Raw genomic sequence first — 15,927 nt, forward strand, 5'->3', positions numbered from 1 at the left:
GCCCGCTGCGCGGGACTGGTGCCCTTCTCGAGCTTCGAGATCTCGCCGATGGTGAGCGTGGTCGCGGGCACGCCGACCCCGGTGACGAGGACGAACAGCAGAACGAAGGCCATGACGTAGTGCATGGTCGAGCCCGCGACGGCCACTGACAGGCGGCGGGGGAACGACTGCTGCCGGTAGGTGCGGGCCTCGTCGGCCGGTTCGACCTTCTCGAGGTTGCTCATGCCGATGATCCGCACGTAACCGCCCGCGGGGATCGCCTTGACGCCGTACTCCGTCTCGCCCTTGCGCACCGACCACAGGCGGGGCCCGAACCCGAGGAAGTACTCGGTGACCTTCATGCCGCTCCACTTGGCGGTCAGGAAGTGCCCCAGCTCGTGCAGCATGATCATCACGATCAGCGCGATCACCACGAGGACGAACGGGAACGCGCCGGTCACGATCGAGAAGGCGAGGGTGATCCCCACCACGGCAAGCAGGCGGATCAACGACGCCCGCCGCTGGTCGGGTGTCATCTCCCGGGGAGGGCGACGCCCTCCGAACATGCTCAGCGGGCTACCAGGCGCCACCTCGAGGTCGGCGTCGGCGCCCGCGCCGGGCTGGGTGCGATCTGTGTCGGTCACGCGGCTGCTGCTCTCCGTTCCACGGCTCGCCGGGCCGATTCCCGGGACCGCCTGTCGGCTTCGATGACAACGTCGGCACTGGTGGGGGTTGTTCCATCGTGCCCCGAGAGCACCTCCTGCAGTACTTCGGCTATGGCGACCCAGGGGATGACCCCTTCGAGGAAGGCGGCGACCGCGACCTCGTTGGCGCCGTTCAGCCAGGCCGGACAGGTGCCGCCCACCCGACCCGCTTCGTAGGCGAGGGCCAGGCACGGGAACGCGGCGAGGTCGGGCGGCTCGAAGTCGAGCCGGCGGAGCGCCGCCCAGTCGATGCTGCCGAAGGGGATCGTGGCCCGATCGGGGTATGCGAGCGCATAACCGATGGCAAGCCGCATGTCGGGGTGCGACAGCTGGGCCAGCGTGGCCCCGTCGGTGAACTCCACCATCGAGTGGACGATCGACTGCGGGTGCACGACCACCTCGATGCACCCGTAGTCGACACCGAAGAGCTCGTGCGCCTCGATCACCTCGAGGCCCTTGTTCATCAGCGTGGAGGAGTCGACGGTGATCTTCGGCCCCATCCGCCACGTCGGGTGGGCCAGGGCGTCGTCGACGGTCACGTGGGCGAGATCCGCGGCCGAGCGGCCCCGGAAGGGGCCGCCGCTCGCGGTGAGGACGATGCGCCGCACCCGCTCGGCCCCGGCCACTCCGGCGGCCTGCAGGCACTGGTGCACGGCGACGTGCTCTGAATCGACCGGCACCAGCTCGGCGCCGGCGGTGGCCCGGGCCCGCTGCACGACCGGCCCGCCGGCGATGAGCGACTCCTTGTTCGCCAGCGCCAGGCGGGCGCCCGCCTCGAGCGCGGCCAAGGTGACGCCGAGCCCCGCGAAGCCGACGACCGCGTTGAGCACGACGTCGGCGTCGCGCGCGATGGCCACGAGCGACTCGGGCCCGGCCCAGACCTCGGTGCCCGCGGGGACCTGCGCCTCAAGCGCGGCGGCCTTCGTCGAGTCGGCGATGGCCACCCGCTTGGGCCGCAGGGCGTGGGCCTGCTCGGCCAGCCGCTCGATGGACGACGCCGCGCCGAGGGCCACCACCTCGTAGCGTCCGGGCTCGGACCGGATCACGTCGATGGCCTGGGTGCCGATCGACCCCGTGGAGCCGACCAGGCTGACCGTCCTCACCGGATCAATGCAGCTCGAGGAGCCGCACGAGATAGTAGGTGGCGGGCACGACGAACAGCAGCGCGTCGAGCCGGTCGAGCACCCCGCCGTGACCCGGGAGGAGCGAGCCCGCGTCCTTGAGGTTGAGGTCGCGCTTCACCAGCGACTCGCACAGGTCGCCGAGGGGCGCGAACACGATCACGACCAGCGAGAGGAGGAAGGCGCGACGGATCGTCCACGGGTCGAGCCCGAAGGCCGCGACGACCGCCACCGTGACGATCACGGTGGCGACCGATGCCCCGAGGAAGCCCTCCCAGGTCTTGTTGGGGCTGATGGCGGGCGCCATCGGCGAGCGGCCGAACCGGCTCCCGACGAAGAACGCGGCCACGTCGTTGGCGACGGTGGCGATGATGGCGAGCAGCAGGAACGCCACGCCGTGGCGGTGGGGGAACTTCAGCAGCAGTGCCGCGAACGAGCCTAGGAAGCCGACCCAGGCGAAGGCCAGGATGGTGACCGAGAGGTTCGGCACGGGACGCGCCCGGATGACCCCGATCAGGTACCAGAGGAAGCCGAACACGACGAACATGGCGAGCACGAGGGGGAACGCGGCCTCGCCGTTCCGGTAGGCCGCGGCCATGAGCGAGATCGTGCCCACGAGGCCCAGCGCCGTCGCGGGGTGGTAGGCAGCGAGGCGGAGGCCGTTGTAGATCTCGGCGACCGCGAGGAAGACGGCGGCGCCGGCCACCACGAGCAGCACGCCCGGCCCGGCGGCGGCGGCGAGCAGCACGACGCCCCCGAGGCCGAGGGCGGTCGCGACGGCCACGGGCACGTTGCGTCCACCACCGTCGGCGCGTTCGTCGTCGAGCAACGGGGGCCGCGGCCGGGAACTGGCCCGCACGGGGGGTGGCTCGGGCGCGGAGGGCTGCGCCTCGGTCTCGGGCTCGTCGAAGGAGTAGAGGTCGCTGTGCTCGGGCCGGTCGGCGAGCGCGCCGACGCGGGTGTCGCGGGCACCTTGCAGCTCGTCGTCCTCGAAGTCGCGGCCTTCCCAGTCGCCGGGCTGGTCGCGCCAGCGCGGGCTCGAGACCGACGACCAGGCGTCGATGTCGTCGTCTGCGGCGGAGGCGTCGTCGGACTCGGGGAGGATCCGCGGCACCTCGCCCGTGGGGGGCTCGGTCCAGTGCGGGAGGTCGGCGGCGGGCGGCCCGGGCTCGCCGGCGCCCGTCGTCGTGCCGCGCGACGTCGGCGCGACCGGCGGCGGCTTGGGCACGGCCGTCGACGGGTCGCTGTCCTCGGCGAGCGGGAAGCTCACCGGCGGGCGCGGCCCCTCGGGCGAGGGGGGGACGTCGCCGAACCGCAGCTCGTCGTCGGGCCGCTTGCCCGCCGCCTGCCCGGTCTCGATGGCCGCCTGCGCCTCCTCGGCGCCGATGATGCGCACGCCCTCGGTGGGCGCACGCGGTGTGTGCCGGACCTCGATCTCGTCTTCCTCGTCAACGTCGCGGTCGCCCACGTGACCCCTCCTGACAGCTCAGACCTCGAGCAGCTCCTGCTCCTTGTGCTGCAGCATTCGGTCGATCTCGGCCACGTACTCGTGGGTCAGCTTCTCGAGCTCCTTCTCCGCCCGCTCGAGCTCGTCGCCCGACAGGTTGTGGTCGCGCTCGAGCGCCTCGAGGTCGTGGCGGGCGGTCCGTCGCACCTGGCGCACGGCCACCCTCCCCTCCTCCGCCTTGTGCTTCACGACCTTGACCATCTCCCGGCGCCGCTCCTCGGTGAGCTGCGGGAACGCCAGGCGGATGACCTGGCCGTCGTTGGAGGGGTTGATGCCGAGGTCGGAGTGCTGAATGGCCTTCTCGATGGCCTTGAGGTCGTTCTTGTCATAGGGCTGGATCTCGAGCAGCCGCGCCTCGCGGACGTTGAACCCGGCCAGCTGCTGGAGGAGCACCTCGGTGCCGTGGTACTCGACCTTGATCTTCTCGACCAGCGCCGGAGTGGCGCGGCCGGTGCGGACAGAGGAGAAGTCGCCCTGGGTGTGGGCGACCGCCTTGGCCATCTTCTCGACGGTCTCGAGGAGGACGTCTTCGGCAGAGCGATCCTCTGTCATCGGACAAGCGTACCGATCGCCTCCCCCTCGAGGGCGAGGCGGATGTTGCCCGGCTCCATGAGGTTGAAGACCACGATCGGCAGGTTGTTGTCCATGCAGAAGGTGATGGCGGTGGAGTCCATGACCTTGAGGCCCAGGCGCAACACGTCGAGGTAGGCCACCTCGCTGAACTTGGTCGCCTCCGGATTGAGCAGGGGGTCGTCGGTGTAGACGCCGTCGACTCCCGAGTGCGTGCCCTTCAGGATCGCGGCGGCCCCGATCTCGGCAGCGCGCAACGCCGCGGTGGTGTCGGTCGTGAAGTACGGGTTGCCGGTGCCGCCTGCGAAGATCACCACCCGCCCCCGCTCGAGGTGACGCATCGCGCGGCGCCGGATGTAGGGCTCGGCGATCTGGGCCATCTGAATGGCGGTCATCACGCGCGTGGCCTGACCCACTTTCTCGAGCGCGTCCTGCAGCGCCAGCGCGTTGATGACGGTGGCGAGCATGCCCATGTAGTCCGCGTTGGCGCGGTCCATGCCCGCGCCCTCACCCGTGAGCCCACGCCAGATGTTGCCGCCACCCACGACGACGGCCACCTGTACGCCGAGGTCGCTGCTCGCGTCGGCCAGCTCGCTCGCGATTCTGGCGACCACCTTGCCGTCGATGCCGTAGCCGATGGTCGAGTCGGCGAACGCCTCGCCGGACAGCTTGAGCACCACCCTCGACCACTGCGGGAGGCCGTCGGGCATCAGCGCTATTTCCCGATCTCCAGGCGCGCGAAGCGGGTGACGTCGGCGCCACCCAGCAGCTGGCGGATGGTCTGCTTCTGGTCCTTGACGTACGGCTGCTCGAGCAGGCACGCCTCCTTGAAGAAGCCGTTCATCCGGCCCTCGACGATCTTGGGGATCGCCTGGTCGGGCTTGCCCTCGTTGCGCGTCAGGTTCTCGAGCACCGCGCGCTCCTCCGCGACGACCTCCGGGGGGACGTCGTCGCGACTGAGGTATCGCGGGTTCGCCGACGCGATGTGCAGCGCGACCTCGTGCGCGAGCGCCTGGTCGCCACCGGTGAGCTCGACGAGCACGCCGATGACCCCGCGGTCGCTCTGCACGTGCAGGTAGGTGTCGAGGACGGCGCCCGCGGCCGCCTCGAAGCGCACCACGCGGCCCAGCGTGATGTTCTCCTTGAGCGTCACGCCCAGGTCGGTGATGTCGCCGGCCCGTTCGTCGGCGGACGCCTCGCCCTTGGCTGCGACCGCCTCCGCCAGCTCGGACACCAAGCTTCTGAACTCGGCGGACTTGGCCACGAAGTCGGTCTCGCACCTGAGCTCGACGGCAGCCGCGGCCGTACCCGTGTTCGCGGCGGCGATCGCGCCCTGTGAGCTCTCGCGGTCGGAGCGCTTCGCCGCCTGCGCCTTCCCCTTCTCGCGCAGCCATGTCCTGGCCGCGTCGAAGTCGCCCGCGCACTCCTCGAGCGCGCGCTTCGCGTCCATCATCCCCGCGCCGGTGTCCTGGCGGAGGCGCTGCACGTCCTTCGCGGTGAAGTCGGCCATCACGGCGCCTCGGGGGGTGGAGGAGGTGGAGGCGGCGGGGGCGTGGCGGGAGACGCGGTCGCGGTGGTGGTGCCGGTGGCGTTGTCGGGGTCGGGCTCGCTCGCCGCCGGCCGGCGGCTCGACGCCGCCAGGCGGGCCTCGCGCTCCTGGGCCTGCAGCGCGGCCTGACGCCGCGCCTCGGCCTGCTGGTGGACGCGACGGGCCTCGCTCTCAGGGTCGGGGGCGCCCAGGTCGGCCTTGGTGGTCACCGGGCGGGCGTTGCGCCGCGAGGCGATGTAGCGCCCCTCCTCGACCGCGTCGCTGATGACGCGACACAGCAGCGTGCCCGCGCGGATCGCGTCGTCGTTGCCGGGGATGACGTACTGGACGACGTCGGGGTCGCAGTTGGTGTCGACGACGGCGACGATCGGCAGGCCGAGCTTGTTGGCCTCGGTGACCGCGATGTGCTCCTTCTTGGTGTCGATGATGAACACCGCGTCGGGGAGCTTCGCCATGGTGCGGATCCCGCCCAGGTTGCGCTGGAGCTTCTCGAGCTCGCGCGAGTGGATCAGCGCCTCCTTCTTCGGCATCGCGTCGAAGTCACCGGCGGCCTGCATCGACTCGTACTCCTGCATCTTCTTCACGCGCGAGCTGATCGTCTGGAAGTTGGTGAGCATGCCGCCGAGCCAGCGCTCGTTGATGTAGGGCATGCCGCACTTGTCGGCGTAGCGCGCCACCGGGTCCTGGGTCTGCTTCTTCGTGCCGACGAAGAGGATCGAGCCTCCATCGGAGACGGTGTCGCGCACGTACGTGTACGCGGTCTCGATGCGCTCGAGGGTCTGCTGCAGGTCGATGATGTAGATCCCGTTGCGCTCGCCGAAGATGAAGCGTCGCATCTTCGGGTTCCAGCGCCGGGTCTGGTGGCCGAAGTGGACCCCGGCCTCGAGCAGCTGCTTCATGGTGACGACAGCCACGAAAAACACTCCTCCCATCGGTTGGTGGGCCCGGGCGCTGCGCCCCGAAGGGCGACCGTGGGGTGCGCACGGACGTGGTGAACCCCGGCGACGATCGCTGGGATCGACCCACTCTAGTGCCACCGCACCCGATCGCTCACCACGGCCCCGGCGGCGTCGCGGTCGGGAACGAGGTGCACCCGGGACGGGCCTGCGTCACCGAAGAGGAGGGCGGGGTCGATGTAGACGTCGCCGATCCGGGCGCCGAAGTGGAAGCGGTCGCCGGCGGTGCCGACGGGCTCGCCCCGGACGACCCGGTCGCCCCGGTGGACCAGCACCGTGCGCAGGAACGAGTAGCTCGTGCGGATCCCGTCGGCATGACGCACCACGACGTGGAGCGACCCGCCCACCATGCCCGCGAACACCACGGCGCCGTCGGCGGCCGCCCCGACCCGGGTGCCGGGCACGGTGGCGTAGTCGATCCCCCGGTTGCCCGCCGCCCAGGGCGCCGGTGGGGCACGGAACGGGTCGACGACCGGAGCGTCGATCGGCGGTCGATAGCCGACCGCGGCCAACGTGACGACCGCGGTGAGGGCGGTGAGGGTGGTGCGCAGCGACAGCAGCGACAGCATGGCGACTCCCGGGCCTCGGGGGCTCTGAGGGGGAAGCGCCGGCGCGCAGGCTACCGCCGGATAGGGAGGAGCTCAGGCCAGCTCGCGCTCGGGCTCGGCCAGCTTCGACCGGAGCTGCAGCACCGCCTTGGTGTGGATCTGACAGACCCGGCTCTCGGTGACGCCGAGCACCTCGCCGATCTCGCCCAACGTGAGGCCCTCGTAGTAATAGAGCGTGAGGACGACCTTCTCGCGTTCCGGCATGCGGTTGATGGCGTCGGCGAGGATCTGCTTCATCTCCTCGACCTCGAACGCCGCGACCGGTCCCTCGCCCTTGTCGGGGATCGTGTCGCCGAGCGTCGTGGACTCGCCGCGCTCACCGCCGACCGACAGCATCTCGTCGAGGGCGACGAGGCCGACGAAGGAGATCTGGTTGAACACACCGTGGAGCTCGCCCTCGGTCATGCCCAGCTCCGCCGCCACCTCGGCGTCGGTCGGGGTGCGGTGCAGGTCGTTCTCGAGCTTCGTGTACGCCTTCTCGACCGATCGGGCCTTCGCCCGCACCGAGCGTGGCACCCAGTCGATCGACCGGAGCTCGTCGATGATCGAGCCCTTGATGCGCGCGATCGCGTACGTCTCGAACTTGATGCCCCGGTCGGTGTCGAACTTGTCGATGGCATCGATGAGCCCGAAGATGCCGTAGCTGACCAGATCGGCCTGCTCGATGTTCTGCGGGAGCCCCACGGAGACGCGACCGGCCACGTACTTCACCAGCGGTGAGTACTGAACGATGAGCTTGTCGCGGGCGTCGCGGGCGTTGGTCTCCTTGTACTCCTTCCAGAGCTGGGAGACGGCTGCCGCGTCGTCGTCGGGTTCCACGGACGTCCTAGGCACGAGGGTGCGTTGCTTCGTACACGGCACGAAGCCGCTGCTTGCTGACATGAGTGTATAGCTGGGTGGTCGCCAGGTCGGCATGACCCAGCAGCTCCTGAACGGCACGCAGGTCTGCCCCACCGTCGAGAAGATGGGTGGCGAACGTGTGCCGGAGCGCATGGGGATGGGTGGGATCGCTCGCTCGACGGTCGAGGATGCGCCGGACGTCGCGTGGCGTGAGCCGACCACCCCTGCGGTTGAGGAAGGCGGCGTCGGCGGGGGAACGCTCGCCCACGAGGTGTGCCCGGCCATGCGCCAGCCATGCCCGCACCGCTTCGACCGACGGCTCGCTCATCGGCACCCACCGCTGCTTGTCGCCCTTGCCCCACACTGTCACCCGCCGTTCTCGCAGCTGGAGGTCGGGGGGGCGCAGACCACAGAGCTCGGCGACTCGGAGACCGCTCCCGTACAGGAGCTCGACGACCGCGTTGTCGCGGAGATGAACGGCCCAGGCCAGCTCGTCGGTGGGCGGCGGGCCGGGAGCCTCGAGCACCGTCTCCAGCTCGGCGTCGCGCAGCACCCGAGGCAGCCGTGCCTCGCCACGCGGGGCCGAGAGGCGCCGGGAGGGGTCGACATCGATCGCGCCCGCATGCAACAGCCAACCGAAGTACCGCCGCAACGATGCCGCCTCGCGCGCGATCGTGCGCGACTTGCGGCCCAGCGTCGTGCGGTACGCGAGGTAGCGGCGGAGGTGCAGACGCGTGACGTCGGCGGGCCCGCTGAGCCCGCCCCGCTCCGCCCACCGGACGAACGCGGCCACGTCGCGGCCGTAGGCCACAACCGTGTTGGAGGAGGCCGAGGACAGCGAGCGCACGAACGCTTCGTGCTGCCAATCCACGGGCCCAACCTACCGGTCTCATCCCGCTACCTCGGTGATCCGCTCCCACCAGCCGCCGCGGACCTCGACCCAGCCGTCGCGCTCGAGGTGGTTCAACACGACGCTGAGCCGGGCCGGGGGTTGCGCGGTGCGGGCGGCCAGCTCCTCGAGGCTGGCCGCGTCCCAGCCGAGGGCGTCGAGGACACTCGACCCCATCGCGTCGGGAGCGCGGCGGCGATCGGCGCGGCCCGCGCCATCCGCGCCACCTGCGACCGCGGCGCCTGCGACCGCCGTGCTGAGGCCGAGCGCGACGAGGACGTCGGTGCTGTCGCGCGCCGGATGGCAACCCTCGGCCAGGAGCTCGTTGGTGAACGCCGATGCCGCGCTCCGAACCGATCCCGGGACCGCGAGCACGCGACGGCCCCGGGCGGCGGCTTCGTCGACGGTGTGGCGTGACCCGCCGCGCGGGTGGGACTCGACGACGACGACCACCGACCCGAGCGCGGCGATGATGCGGTTGCGCGCGGGGAAGCGCCAGGGCTCGGGCGCGGCGCCCAACGGCGCCTCGCTCAGCAGCACCCCCGCCCGGGCGACCTCGTCCCACAGCCGGGCGTGGGCCTTCGGGTAGATGACGTCGAGCCCGCTGCCCACCACGCCGATCGGCGGTGCCCCACCATCGTCGGTCGCCTCGAGCGCGCCGCGGTGCGCCGCGCCGTCGATGCCGAGCGCGAGCCCGGACACCACGCGCACGCCCGCACGCGCGAGGTCGCGTCCGAACTCGAACGAGATGTCGTGACCGTAACGAGTGCACCGGCGCGTGCCGACGATGGACGCGCGCGTGCCGTGGAGCGCATCGAGGTCGCCGCGGTGAAACAGCACGCGCGGTGGGTCGTTGTCGTCCGCCAGCGCGACCGGATACCCGTGATGCCCGAGCACCCGGACGCCGACGCCGTGGGCCGCGTAGCGCGACCAGTGCTCGGCGACATCGGTCGCACGTGCGGCCCGGCGCCATTCGCTCGCGATGCGAGCCGGTCGGGGTCCGCAGGTCGACTCGACTCGCTCGTGTCGCATCGCCCGGCCCTCGACCACGCGTGCCCACGCGTCGTCGGCCGGCCAGGTGTCGAGCAACGCCGCGATCCGGCTGGGACCCATCGCGGGGAGCCCGGCGAGCGCGGCCGCGAACCCTTCGAGCGGCGGGCGCTCGCCACTCACGAGCCCGACTCCAACGGGGACGGAACCGTCCGGAGGGGCCCCTGAGGCTCAGGCCCCGTGGCCGTTCCCACTCTCACGCGACCATCTCGCCGACGAGAGGCTCGGCCCGTAGATCGAGGGCCAGGCACACGTGCTCCTCGCCGACGGTGTGCCCGGCCTCCGCCAGGTCTGCGAGCGTTCGTGCCACACGCCGGACGCGGTGCAGGCCGCGCGCGCCGAGCTGACCGGCCCGGAGCTTGTGCTCGAGGAGGCGCGACGCCGCGGTGGTGAGGGGGGCGACGTCGTCGAGGCGCCCGGCCGGCAGCGCCGCGTTGCACGCAACACCCCGCGACCGGGCGCGTGCGCGAGCCGAGGCCACGCGCTCGGCAACGACCGACGAGGGTTCACCGCCGGTGCCTCCCATCAGCTCGCCGACCTCGGGCCGGCTCACGAGCACGCGCAGGTCGAAGCGGTCGAGGAGCGGGCCCGATAGCCGGCGCGCGTAACGCGAGCGCGCCGCTTCGCTGCAGCGGCACGAGTTGCGCGGCCCACCGGCCCCGCACGGGCAGGGGTTGGTGGCGCCCACGAGCAGGAAGCGGGCGGGAAAGATGACGCTGGCCCTGGCGCGCGACACGCGCACTACGCCTTCCTCGAGCGGCTGACGCAGTGCGTCGAGCACGTGCCGGGGGAACTCTCCCATCTCGTCGAGGAAGAGCACGCCGCTGTGGGCCAGGCTGATCTCGCCCGGGCGCATCGCCGCGGTGCCGCCTCCGATGAGCGACACCGCGGATGCTCCGTGGTGCGGCGCGCGAAACGGTGGCCGGGTGACCAGCCAGCCACCGGGCAGCGGGACACCTGCCGCGGAGTGGACGCGCGTCGCCGCGAGCGCTTCGTCGCGCGTGAGCGTCGGGAGCAGGCCGGGCAGGCGCCGCGCGAGCATCGTCTTGCCCGCGCCGGGCGGCCCGGACAGCAGGCAGTGGTGGCCACCTGCCGCGCATACCTCGATGGCCGTACGGCCCACGGGCTGACCGCGGACGTCGGCGAGGTCGGGGGAAGCCGCGTCGCGGGGCGCGGGGCCGGCTTCGGGCGCCGGCGGCCAGGGCGCATCGCCCTTCAGGCAGTCGACCAGCTCGCGCAGGGCTGATGCCCCCCTGACCGCGTGACGCCCGACGAGCCCGGCCTCGGCGCTGCATTCGAGCGGCACCGCAACCGACCGGGTGCGGAGCGCGTCGACCAACGGCACCACGCCGGGGACACGCCGCAGCGAGCCGTCGAGCCCGAGCTCGCCGAGGAACGCACAGCCGGCGACGGCCTCGGCGGACAGCTCGCCGATGGCCACGAGCAGCCCCACCGCGATGGGAAGGTCGAGGCCCGCACCCCCCTTGCGCATGCCGGAGGGCGCCAGGTTGACCGTGACCCGCCGCATCGGCCAGGCCAGCCCGCTGGACAGGAGCGCGGCCCGGACCCGGTCGCGCGACTCGCGGCAGGCGGCGTCGGGGAGGCCGACGATCGTGAACCCGGGCAGCCCGTTGGAGACGTGCACCTCGACGGCGACGGGGTGCCCCTCGACACCCAGCAGGGTGGCGGAGGGGATGGTGGCGAGCACGGGCGCTCCTCCTGCGGTATCGGTTCACGCAAGGAGGAAGTGGCTGTCACCCTATCGGGAGGGTGCGACAGTGCTTGCCGGTCGCTTCGCTCCCGGGTCAGCGGCCTTCGAAATGGGGCTCGCGCTTCTCGACGAAGGCCTTCATCGCCTCGACGATGTCTGCGGTACCGCTGCAGACGATCTGACACCGGGCCTCGTCCTCCAGCGCCTGCTGCATCGACACCAGGGAGCCGTGGTTGAGGAGCGTCTTCGTCATCGACAGCGCGATCGTGGGGCCCGCGGCGAGCTGGGCGGCCCACTCGTCGACCAGCGCGTCGAGCTCGTCGGCGGGCACGACCCGGTTCACCAGTCCCATGGCCAACGCGTCGGGTGCCGACAGCGGCTCGGCGAAGAACGCGAGCTCCTTGGCCCGGTGCAGGCCGACGAGACGCGGCAGCACCCAGCTGCCGCCTCCGTCGATCGACATCCCGCGCTTCGAGAAGATCTCGATGAAGCGAGCGTCGTCGGACGCGAGGATGAGGTCGCACCCCAGCGCCATGTTCGCGCCCATCCCCGCGGCCACCCCGCCGACCTTCGCGATGGTGGGCTTGGTCAAGCGGTGCAGGCCGAGGATGAGATCGCCGACGTGACGCATCGAGGTCAGCCCGTCGCTCACGGGCGACTCACTCAGGTCTGCACCCGAGCAGAAGGCGCCCCCGGCGCCGGTGAGCACGAGCACCCGGTCGTCGCGCTGCGCGGCCGTCTCGGTGATGACCGCAATGAGCTCCTCCATCATCGTCGCCGTCACCGCGTTCTTGCGGTGCGGCCGGTTCATGGTGACGGTGACCACGCCGTCACGGCGGTCGACGAGCAGCGTCTCGTAGCTCTCCATGGCTGGCACGATAGTGACCCTGTGGGCTTCAACCCCTTCCGCCAGCAGAAGCGGCGCACGTCGGACTACGCGCTCGTCGCGGCCGCCTTCGTCGTGATCGCGCTCGTGCTCGCGTGGGCCCTGATCCCGAGGTGACGGTCACCCGGGTCCAGCCGTATCAGGCGGTGAAGCGCTATCGGTGCCCGGGCTGCAACCAGTGGATCGAGCCCGGAACCGGTCATCTCGTCGTGGTGCCCTCCGACGCGCCCGACCTGCGCCGCCATTGGCACCACGCGTGCTGGGCGCACCGCGACCGCCGACGCTGAGGGCAACCGCGATCGAAACGCAGTCAGAACGCGGCTTCGATCACCTCGACGTCGCCGGCGAGCACCGACGCCACGTCGAAGCGGATCTCACCGGCACTGCGCCGGCCGGCCTGCTCGAGCCATTGCACGCCGAGCTTGCGCAGCTGCGCCCGCTTCGTGCGGGTGACGGCTTCGGCCGGCACACCGAACGCGTCCGACGTGCGGGTCTTCACCTCACAGAAGACGACGAGCGCACCGCGGGACGCCACGATGTCGAGCTCGCCGCGCTGGTAGCGCCAGTTGCGGTCCAGCACGCGGTAGCCGCGCGCCTCGTACCACTCGGCAACCAGCTCCTCGCCGCTCGCGCCCAGTGCCCGGCGAGCATGCGTCACCGAACTACTCCTCCCGACGGATCTCCTCGACGTTCACGTCTCTGAACGTGACGACGCGCACCGACGAGACGAAGCGCGCCGGGCCCGGCCGGTACATGTCCCACACCCACGCGTCGCGCATGTCGAGCTCGAAGTAGGTGCGGTTGTCCTCGGTGCGCAGGTTCATGTCGACCGAGTTGGCGAGATAGAAGCGGCGCTCTGTCTCCACGACGTAGGAGAACATCTTGATGACGTCGCGGTACTCCTCGTAGAGCTGGAGCTCGATCTCGGTCTCGTACCGCTCGAGGTCCTCGGCGCTCACGGGTGCACCACGCTCGTATTGATGGAGCTGCGCTCCTCCGCTTCGCTTTGGTGCTCGCTCTGGTGCACCACGCTTCGGTGCTCGCTCATCGTTCCACTCTACGTGTCAGAGGAACGATGTTCGTTGGACCGGCCACACCCGCACGACGGCCCGGCCCACGACCGTCGAGCGGCGGATCGGGCCGAAGACCCGGCTGTCCTCCGAGTTCGACCGGTTGTCGCCCATCACCCAGAGCCGGCCGGCGGGCACGACGGTCGGCGCGAAGGTCGCGGTCGAGGTGCCGGGCGGCAGGTAGGGCTCCACCAACCGCTTGCCGTCGACGAGGATCCGCCCCTGGCGGCCTTCGACCCGCTCACCCGGGAGAGCCACCACCCGCTTGATATGAAACGGATCGGCGCCGACGCGTGGTCCGGCGGAGCGGGCAGGCCCGGCGGCGCGTCGAAGACCACGATGTCGCCCCGGCGCGGGTCGTGCAGGTCGTACGCGAGCTTCGAGACGACGACGCGGTCGTTGACCTCGAGCTGCGGGGTCATCGACGCCGAGGGGATGTAGTACGCCTGGGCGACGAACGTGCGCACCGGCCACACGACCAGCAGCGCGACGGCGACGAGAAGGCCCACCTCCTTCGCCCAGTGCATTCGCGGCAGCCCGATCTCGGGCACCGCCTCGGGCTCAGCGGACGCTGCGCTTCTCCTTGATCTTCGCGGCCTTTCCGGACCGGTCACGCAGGTAGTACAGCTTCGCCCGACGCACGTCGCCCTGGGTCAGCACCTCGATGCGGGCGATGATCGGCGAGTGCACGGGAAACGTGCGCTCGACGCCGACTCCGAAGCTCACCTTCCGCACGGTGAACGTCTCGCGCACGCCGGAGCCCTGGCGGCGGATGACCGCTCCCTGGAACACCTGGATGCGCTGACGGCTGCCCTCCACCACCCGTACGTGCACCTTCACCGCGTCGCCCGGCGAGAACGCGGGGACGTCGTCACGGAGGCTGCTGCGATCGACGAGATCAGTGGGGTTCACGGCGCGACAGGCTCCTGGCCAGGGTCCCGGGGACGGCTCAGGATACACGCGCGGTCATCAGAACCCGAACTCGTCGAGCAGGGCACGCTCCTCGGCGCTCAAGCCCCCACGCGCGTCGATCAGGTCGGGCCGGGCCGCGCGGGTTCGGGCCAGGGCCTGCGCCCGTCGCCACCGGGCGATGCGGCCGTGGTCGCCGGAGCGCAGCACCTCGGGCACCTCGTGTCCCCGGAACGTCGCCGGGCGGGTGTAGTGGGGATACTCGAGCAGCCCCTCGACGAACGACTCCTCCTCCGCCGACGCGTCGTTGCCCATCACTCCCGGGACGAGACGCGTCACCGCCTCGACGACGACGAAGGCGGCCGCCTCGCCACCGGCGAGCACGTAGTCGCCGACCGACAACTCGCCGTCCACGAGGTGATCGCGCACGCGCTCGTCGACTCCCTCGTAGCGGCCGCAGAGCAGCGAGAAACCCGGGCCCGCGGCGAGCTCGCGGGCCAACCCCTGATCGAATCGACGCCCGCCGGGACCGAGGAGGAAGAGCGGACGCGGTGGCACGACCGCCTCCACGGCGCGGAAGATCGGCTCCGGAGCGAGCACCATGCCGGCGCCACCGCCGAACGGCGGGCCGTCCACCGACCGGTGCCGGTCGGTGGTGTGGTCGCGCAGGTCGTGCAGCCGGACGTCGACGAGCCCGTGCTCGCGTGCCCGACCGAGCAGGCTTCCGTTGAGCGGTGCCTCCAGCAGTTGCGGCAGGCAGGTGAAGACGTCGATCCGCACGTCACACCGTTCTGCGCGGCGAGACGGGCGACATCAATCCAACAGGCCGGCGGGCACGTCGACCACGATGCGGTCCGCGGACGACTCGACCACGAAGACGAGCGGCACCAGCCGCCCGTCGCCCAGCACCAGGAGGTCGCTGGCCGGGTTGGCCTCGACCGACTCCACCCGGCCGTACGTGCGACCGCTGACGTCGACGACCTCGGCGCCGATGAGCGCGTGCACCCACAGCTCACCCTCGTCGTCGATGGGCTCAGCCGACAGGGGCGTGCCACGCAACGCCTCGGCCTGGTTGCGGTCGGCCACGCCGGCGAAGGCGACGATCCACCGGCCCTGGTGCGGCGAGGAGCGCTCCACTTCGAGCGGGCCGCGCGGCGTGGCGAGCACCGAGCCCACCGCCACCCGCTCGGTGCGGTTGGTGACGAGGTCGACGATCACCTCGCCGCGGATGCCGTGGGGCTTGACGATCCGGCCGACCTCGAGCAACTCAGCGGATGACCGGCTCAGTCGACGATGTCGACCTGCGCGTCGACGCCCTCACCTGCGCCGGCGGCGCGCACCACCGTGCGGATGGCCTGCGCCACCCGGCCCCGGCGACCGATGACACGGCCCATGTCGTCGGGCGAGACGTGCAGGCGCAGCGTGACCGCGTTGTTGCGCCGGCCCTCGTCGATCTCGATCATCACCGCCGCGGGGTCCTCGACGATCGCCTGCGCGAGATAGTCGAGCACGTTGCGCGAGACCGCCCCGATGACACGGTTGCCGTCGTCGCGGTCGTCGTCGAGGTCGTCGTCACGG

Annotated in this window: 20 protein-coding genes and 1 pseudogene (1 of these 21 running past the window's edge); 1 reads left to right on the plus strand and 20 read right to left on the minus strand. The window is 71.4% G+C overall.

Annotation, left to right across the window (positions count from 1 at the left end; translation table 11 throughout):
* The 13 genes and pseudogenes from E6G06_20195 to E6G06_20255 form a co-directional block, all read right to left on the minus strand.
* A pseudogene (locus E6G06_20195) lies at positions 1-623 on the minus strand (hypothetical protein) (it extends 673 nt beyond the left edge of the window).
* Positions 620-1,786: a 1-deoxy-D-xylulose-5-phosphate reductoisomerase gene (locus E6G06_20200; protein TML86592.1), complete on the minus strand. Its 1,167-nt coding sequence runs from the start codon at positions 1,784-1,786 to the stop codon at positions 620-622. The pseudogene E6G06_20195 and the gene E6G06_20200 overlap by 4 nt, the downstream one beginning before the upstream one ends.
* Before the next feature lie 4 nt (positions 1,787-1,790).
* Entirely contained in the window at positions 1,791-3,272 is a 1,482-nt protein-coding gene (locus tag E6G06_20205; protein TML86593.1) for a phosphatidate cytidylyltransferase, read from the minus strand.
* A gap of 18 nt (positions 3,273-3,290) precedes the next feature.
* A complete protein-coding gene (locus E6G06_20210; GenBank protein ID TML86594.1) occupies positions 3,291-3,863 on the minus strand; it encodes a ribosome recycling factor in 573 nt (190 codons plus the stop codon).
* Entirely contained in the window at positions 3,860-4,591 is a 732-nt protein-coding gene (locus E6G06_20215; protein TML86595.1) for a UMP kinase, read from the minus strand. Before E6G06_20215 ends, E6G06_20210 begins: the two co-directional genes overlap by 4 nt.
* A 5-nt stretch (positions 4,592-4,596) precedes the next feature.
* Positions 4,597-5,391, minus strand: a complete 795-nt coding sequence (gene tsf, locus E6G06_20220; GenBank protein TML86596.1) for a translation elongation factor Ts — start codon at positions 5,389-5,391, stop codon at positions 4,597-4,599.
* Positions 5,391-6,344 carry a 30S ribosomal protein S2 gene (gene rpsB, locus E6G06_20225; protein TML86597.1) on the minus strand — a complete coding sequence of 318 codons (954 nt, stop codon included), beginning with the start codon at positions 6,342-6,344 and terminating at the stop codon, positions 5,391-5,393. Before rpsB ends, tsf begins: the two co-directional genes overlap by 1 nt.
* Positions 6,345-6,457: 113 nt before the next feature.
* Positions 6,458-6,955, minus strand: a complete 498-nt coding sequence (locus E6G06_20230; GenBank protein TML86598.1) for a M23 family metallopeptidase — start codon at positions 6,953-6,955, stop codon at positions 6,458-6,460.
* Positions 6,956-7,027: 72 nt separating this feature from the next.
* Positions 7,028-7,876 carry an RNA polymerase sigma factor WhiG gene (gene whiG, locus E6G06_20235; GenBank protein TML86599.1) on the minus strand — a complete coding sequence of 283 codons (849 nt, stop codon included), beginning with the start codon at positions 7,874-7,876 and terminating at the stop codon, positions 7,028-7,030.
* Positions 7,821-8,705: a hypothetical protein gene (locus E6G06_20240; protein ID TML86600.1), complete on the minus strand. Its 885-nt coding sequence runs from the start codon at positions 8,703-8,705 to the stop codon at positions 7,821-7,823. The genes whiG and E6G06_20240 overlap by 56 nt, the downstream gene beginning before the upstream one ends.
* Positions 8,706-8,723: 18 nt before the next feature.
* The gene (locus E6G06_20245) at positions 8,724-9,896 is read right to left on the minus strand and encodes a DNA-processing protein DprA (GenBank protein ID TML86601.1); all 1,173 of its coding nucleotides are present in this window, start codon (positions 9,894-9,896) and stop codon (positions 8,724-8,726) included.
* A 73-nt stretch (positions 9,897-9,969) separates the two neighbouring features.
* On the minus strand, positions 9,970-11,481 hold the full coding sequence (locus E6G06_20250; GenBank protein TML86602.1) for an ATP-binding protein: 1,512 nt from the start codon (positions 11,479-11,481) through the stop codon (positions 9,970-9,972).
* Between the two features lie 97 nt (positions 11,482-11,578).
* Positions 11,579-12,352 carry an enoyl-CoA hydratase gene (locus E6G06_20255; protein TML86603.1) on the minus strand — a complete coding sequence of 258 codons (774 nt, stop codon included), beginning with the start codon at positions 12,350-12,352 and terminating at the stop codon, positions 11,579-11,581.
* Positions 12,353-12,465: 113 nt separating this feature from the next.
* Here E6G06_20255 and E6G06_20260 point away from each other — a divergent pair, with 113 nt between their 5' ends.
* Positions 12,466-12,657, plus strand: coding sequence for a hypothetical protein (locus E6G06_20260; GenBank protein ID TML86604.1), 192 nt, complete (start codon positions 12,466-12,468; stop codon positions 12,655-12,657).
* A gap of 23 nt (positions 12,658-12,680) precedes the next feature.
* Here the strand turns inward: E6G06_20260 and E6G06_20265 are convergent, their stop codons facing one another.
* From E6G06_20265 to E6G06_20295, 7 genes are all read right to left on the minus strand, one after another.
* Entirely contained in the window at positions 12,681-13,028 is a 348-nt protein-coding gene (locus tag E6G06_20265) for a YraN family protein (GenBank protein ID TML86605.1), read from the minus strand.
* A 4-nt stretch (positions 13,029-13,032) separates the two neighbouring features.
* Entirely contained in the window at positions 13,033-13,329 is a 297-nt protein-coding gene (locus E6G06_20270) for a DUF2469 family protein (GenBank protein ID TML86606.1), read from the minus strand.
* 105 nt (positions 13,330-13,434) lie between these two features.
* A complete protein-coding gene (gene lepB / locus E6G06_20275) occupies positions 13,435-13,962 on the minus strand; it encodes a signal peptidase I (GenBank protein ID TML86607.1) in 528 nt (175 codons plus the stop codon).
* Between the two features lie 39 nt (positions 13,963-14,001).
* Positions 14,002-14,352 carry a 50S ribosomal protein L19 gene (locus tag E6G06_20280; GenBank protein TML86608.1) on the minus strand — a complete coding sequence of 117 codons (351 nt, stop codon included), beginning with the start codon at positions 14,350-14,352 and terminating at the stop codon, positions 14,002-14,004.
* Positions 14,353-14,409: 57 nt separating this feature from the next.
* Positions 14,410-15,129: a tRNA (guanosine(37)-N1)-methyltransferase TrmD gene (gene trmD, locus E6G06_20285; GenBank protein ID TML86609.1), complete on the minus strand. Its 720-nt coding sequence runs from the start codon at positions 15,127-15,129 to the stop codon at positions 14,410-14,412.
* A 33-nt stretch (positions 15,130-15,162) separates the two neighbouring features.
* On the minus strand, positions 15,163-15,615 hold the full coding sequence (gene rimM, locus E6G06_20290; protein ID TML86610.1) for a 16S rRNA processing protein RimM: 453 nt from the start codon (positions 15,613-15,615) through the stop codon (positions 15,163-15,165).
* Between the two features lie 17 nt (positions 15,616-15,632).
* On the minus strand, positions 15,633-15,881 hold the full coding sequence (locus E6G06_20295; protein TML86660.1) for a KH domain-containing protein: 249 nt from the start codon (positions 15,879-15,881) through the stop codon (positions 15,633-15,635).
* Between the last annotated feature and the right edge of the window lie 46 nt (positions 15,882-15,927).

Source organism: Actinomycetota bacterium (genome assembly GCA_005888325.1).
Lineage (GTDB): Bacteria > Actinomycetota > Acidimicrobiia > Acidimicrobiales > AC-14 > AC-14.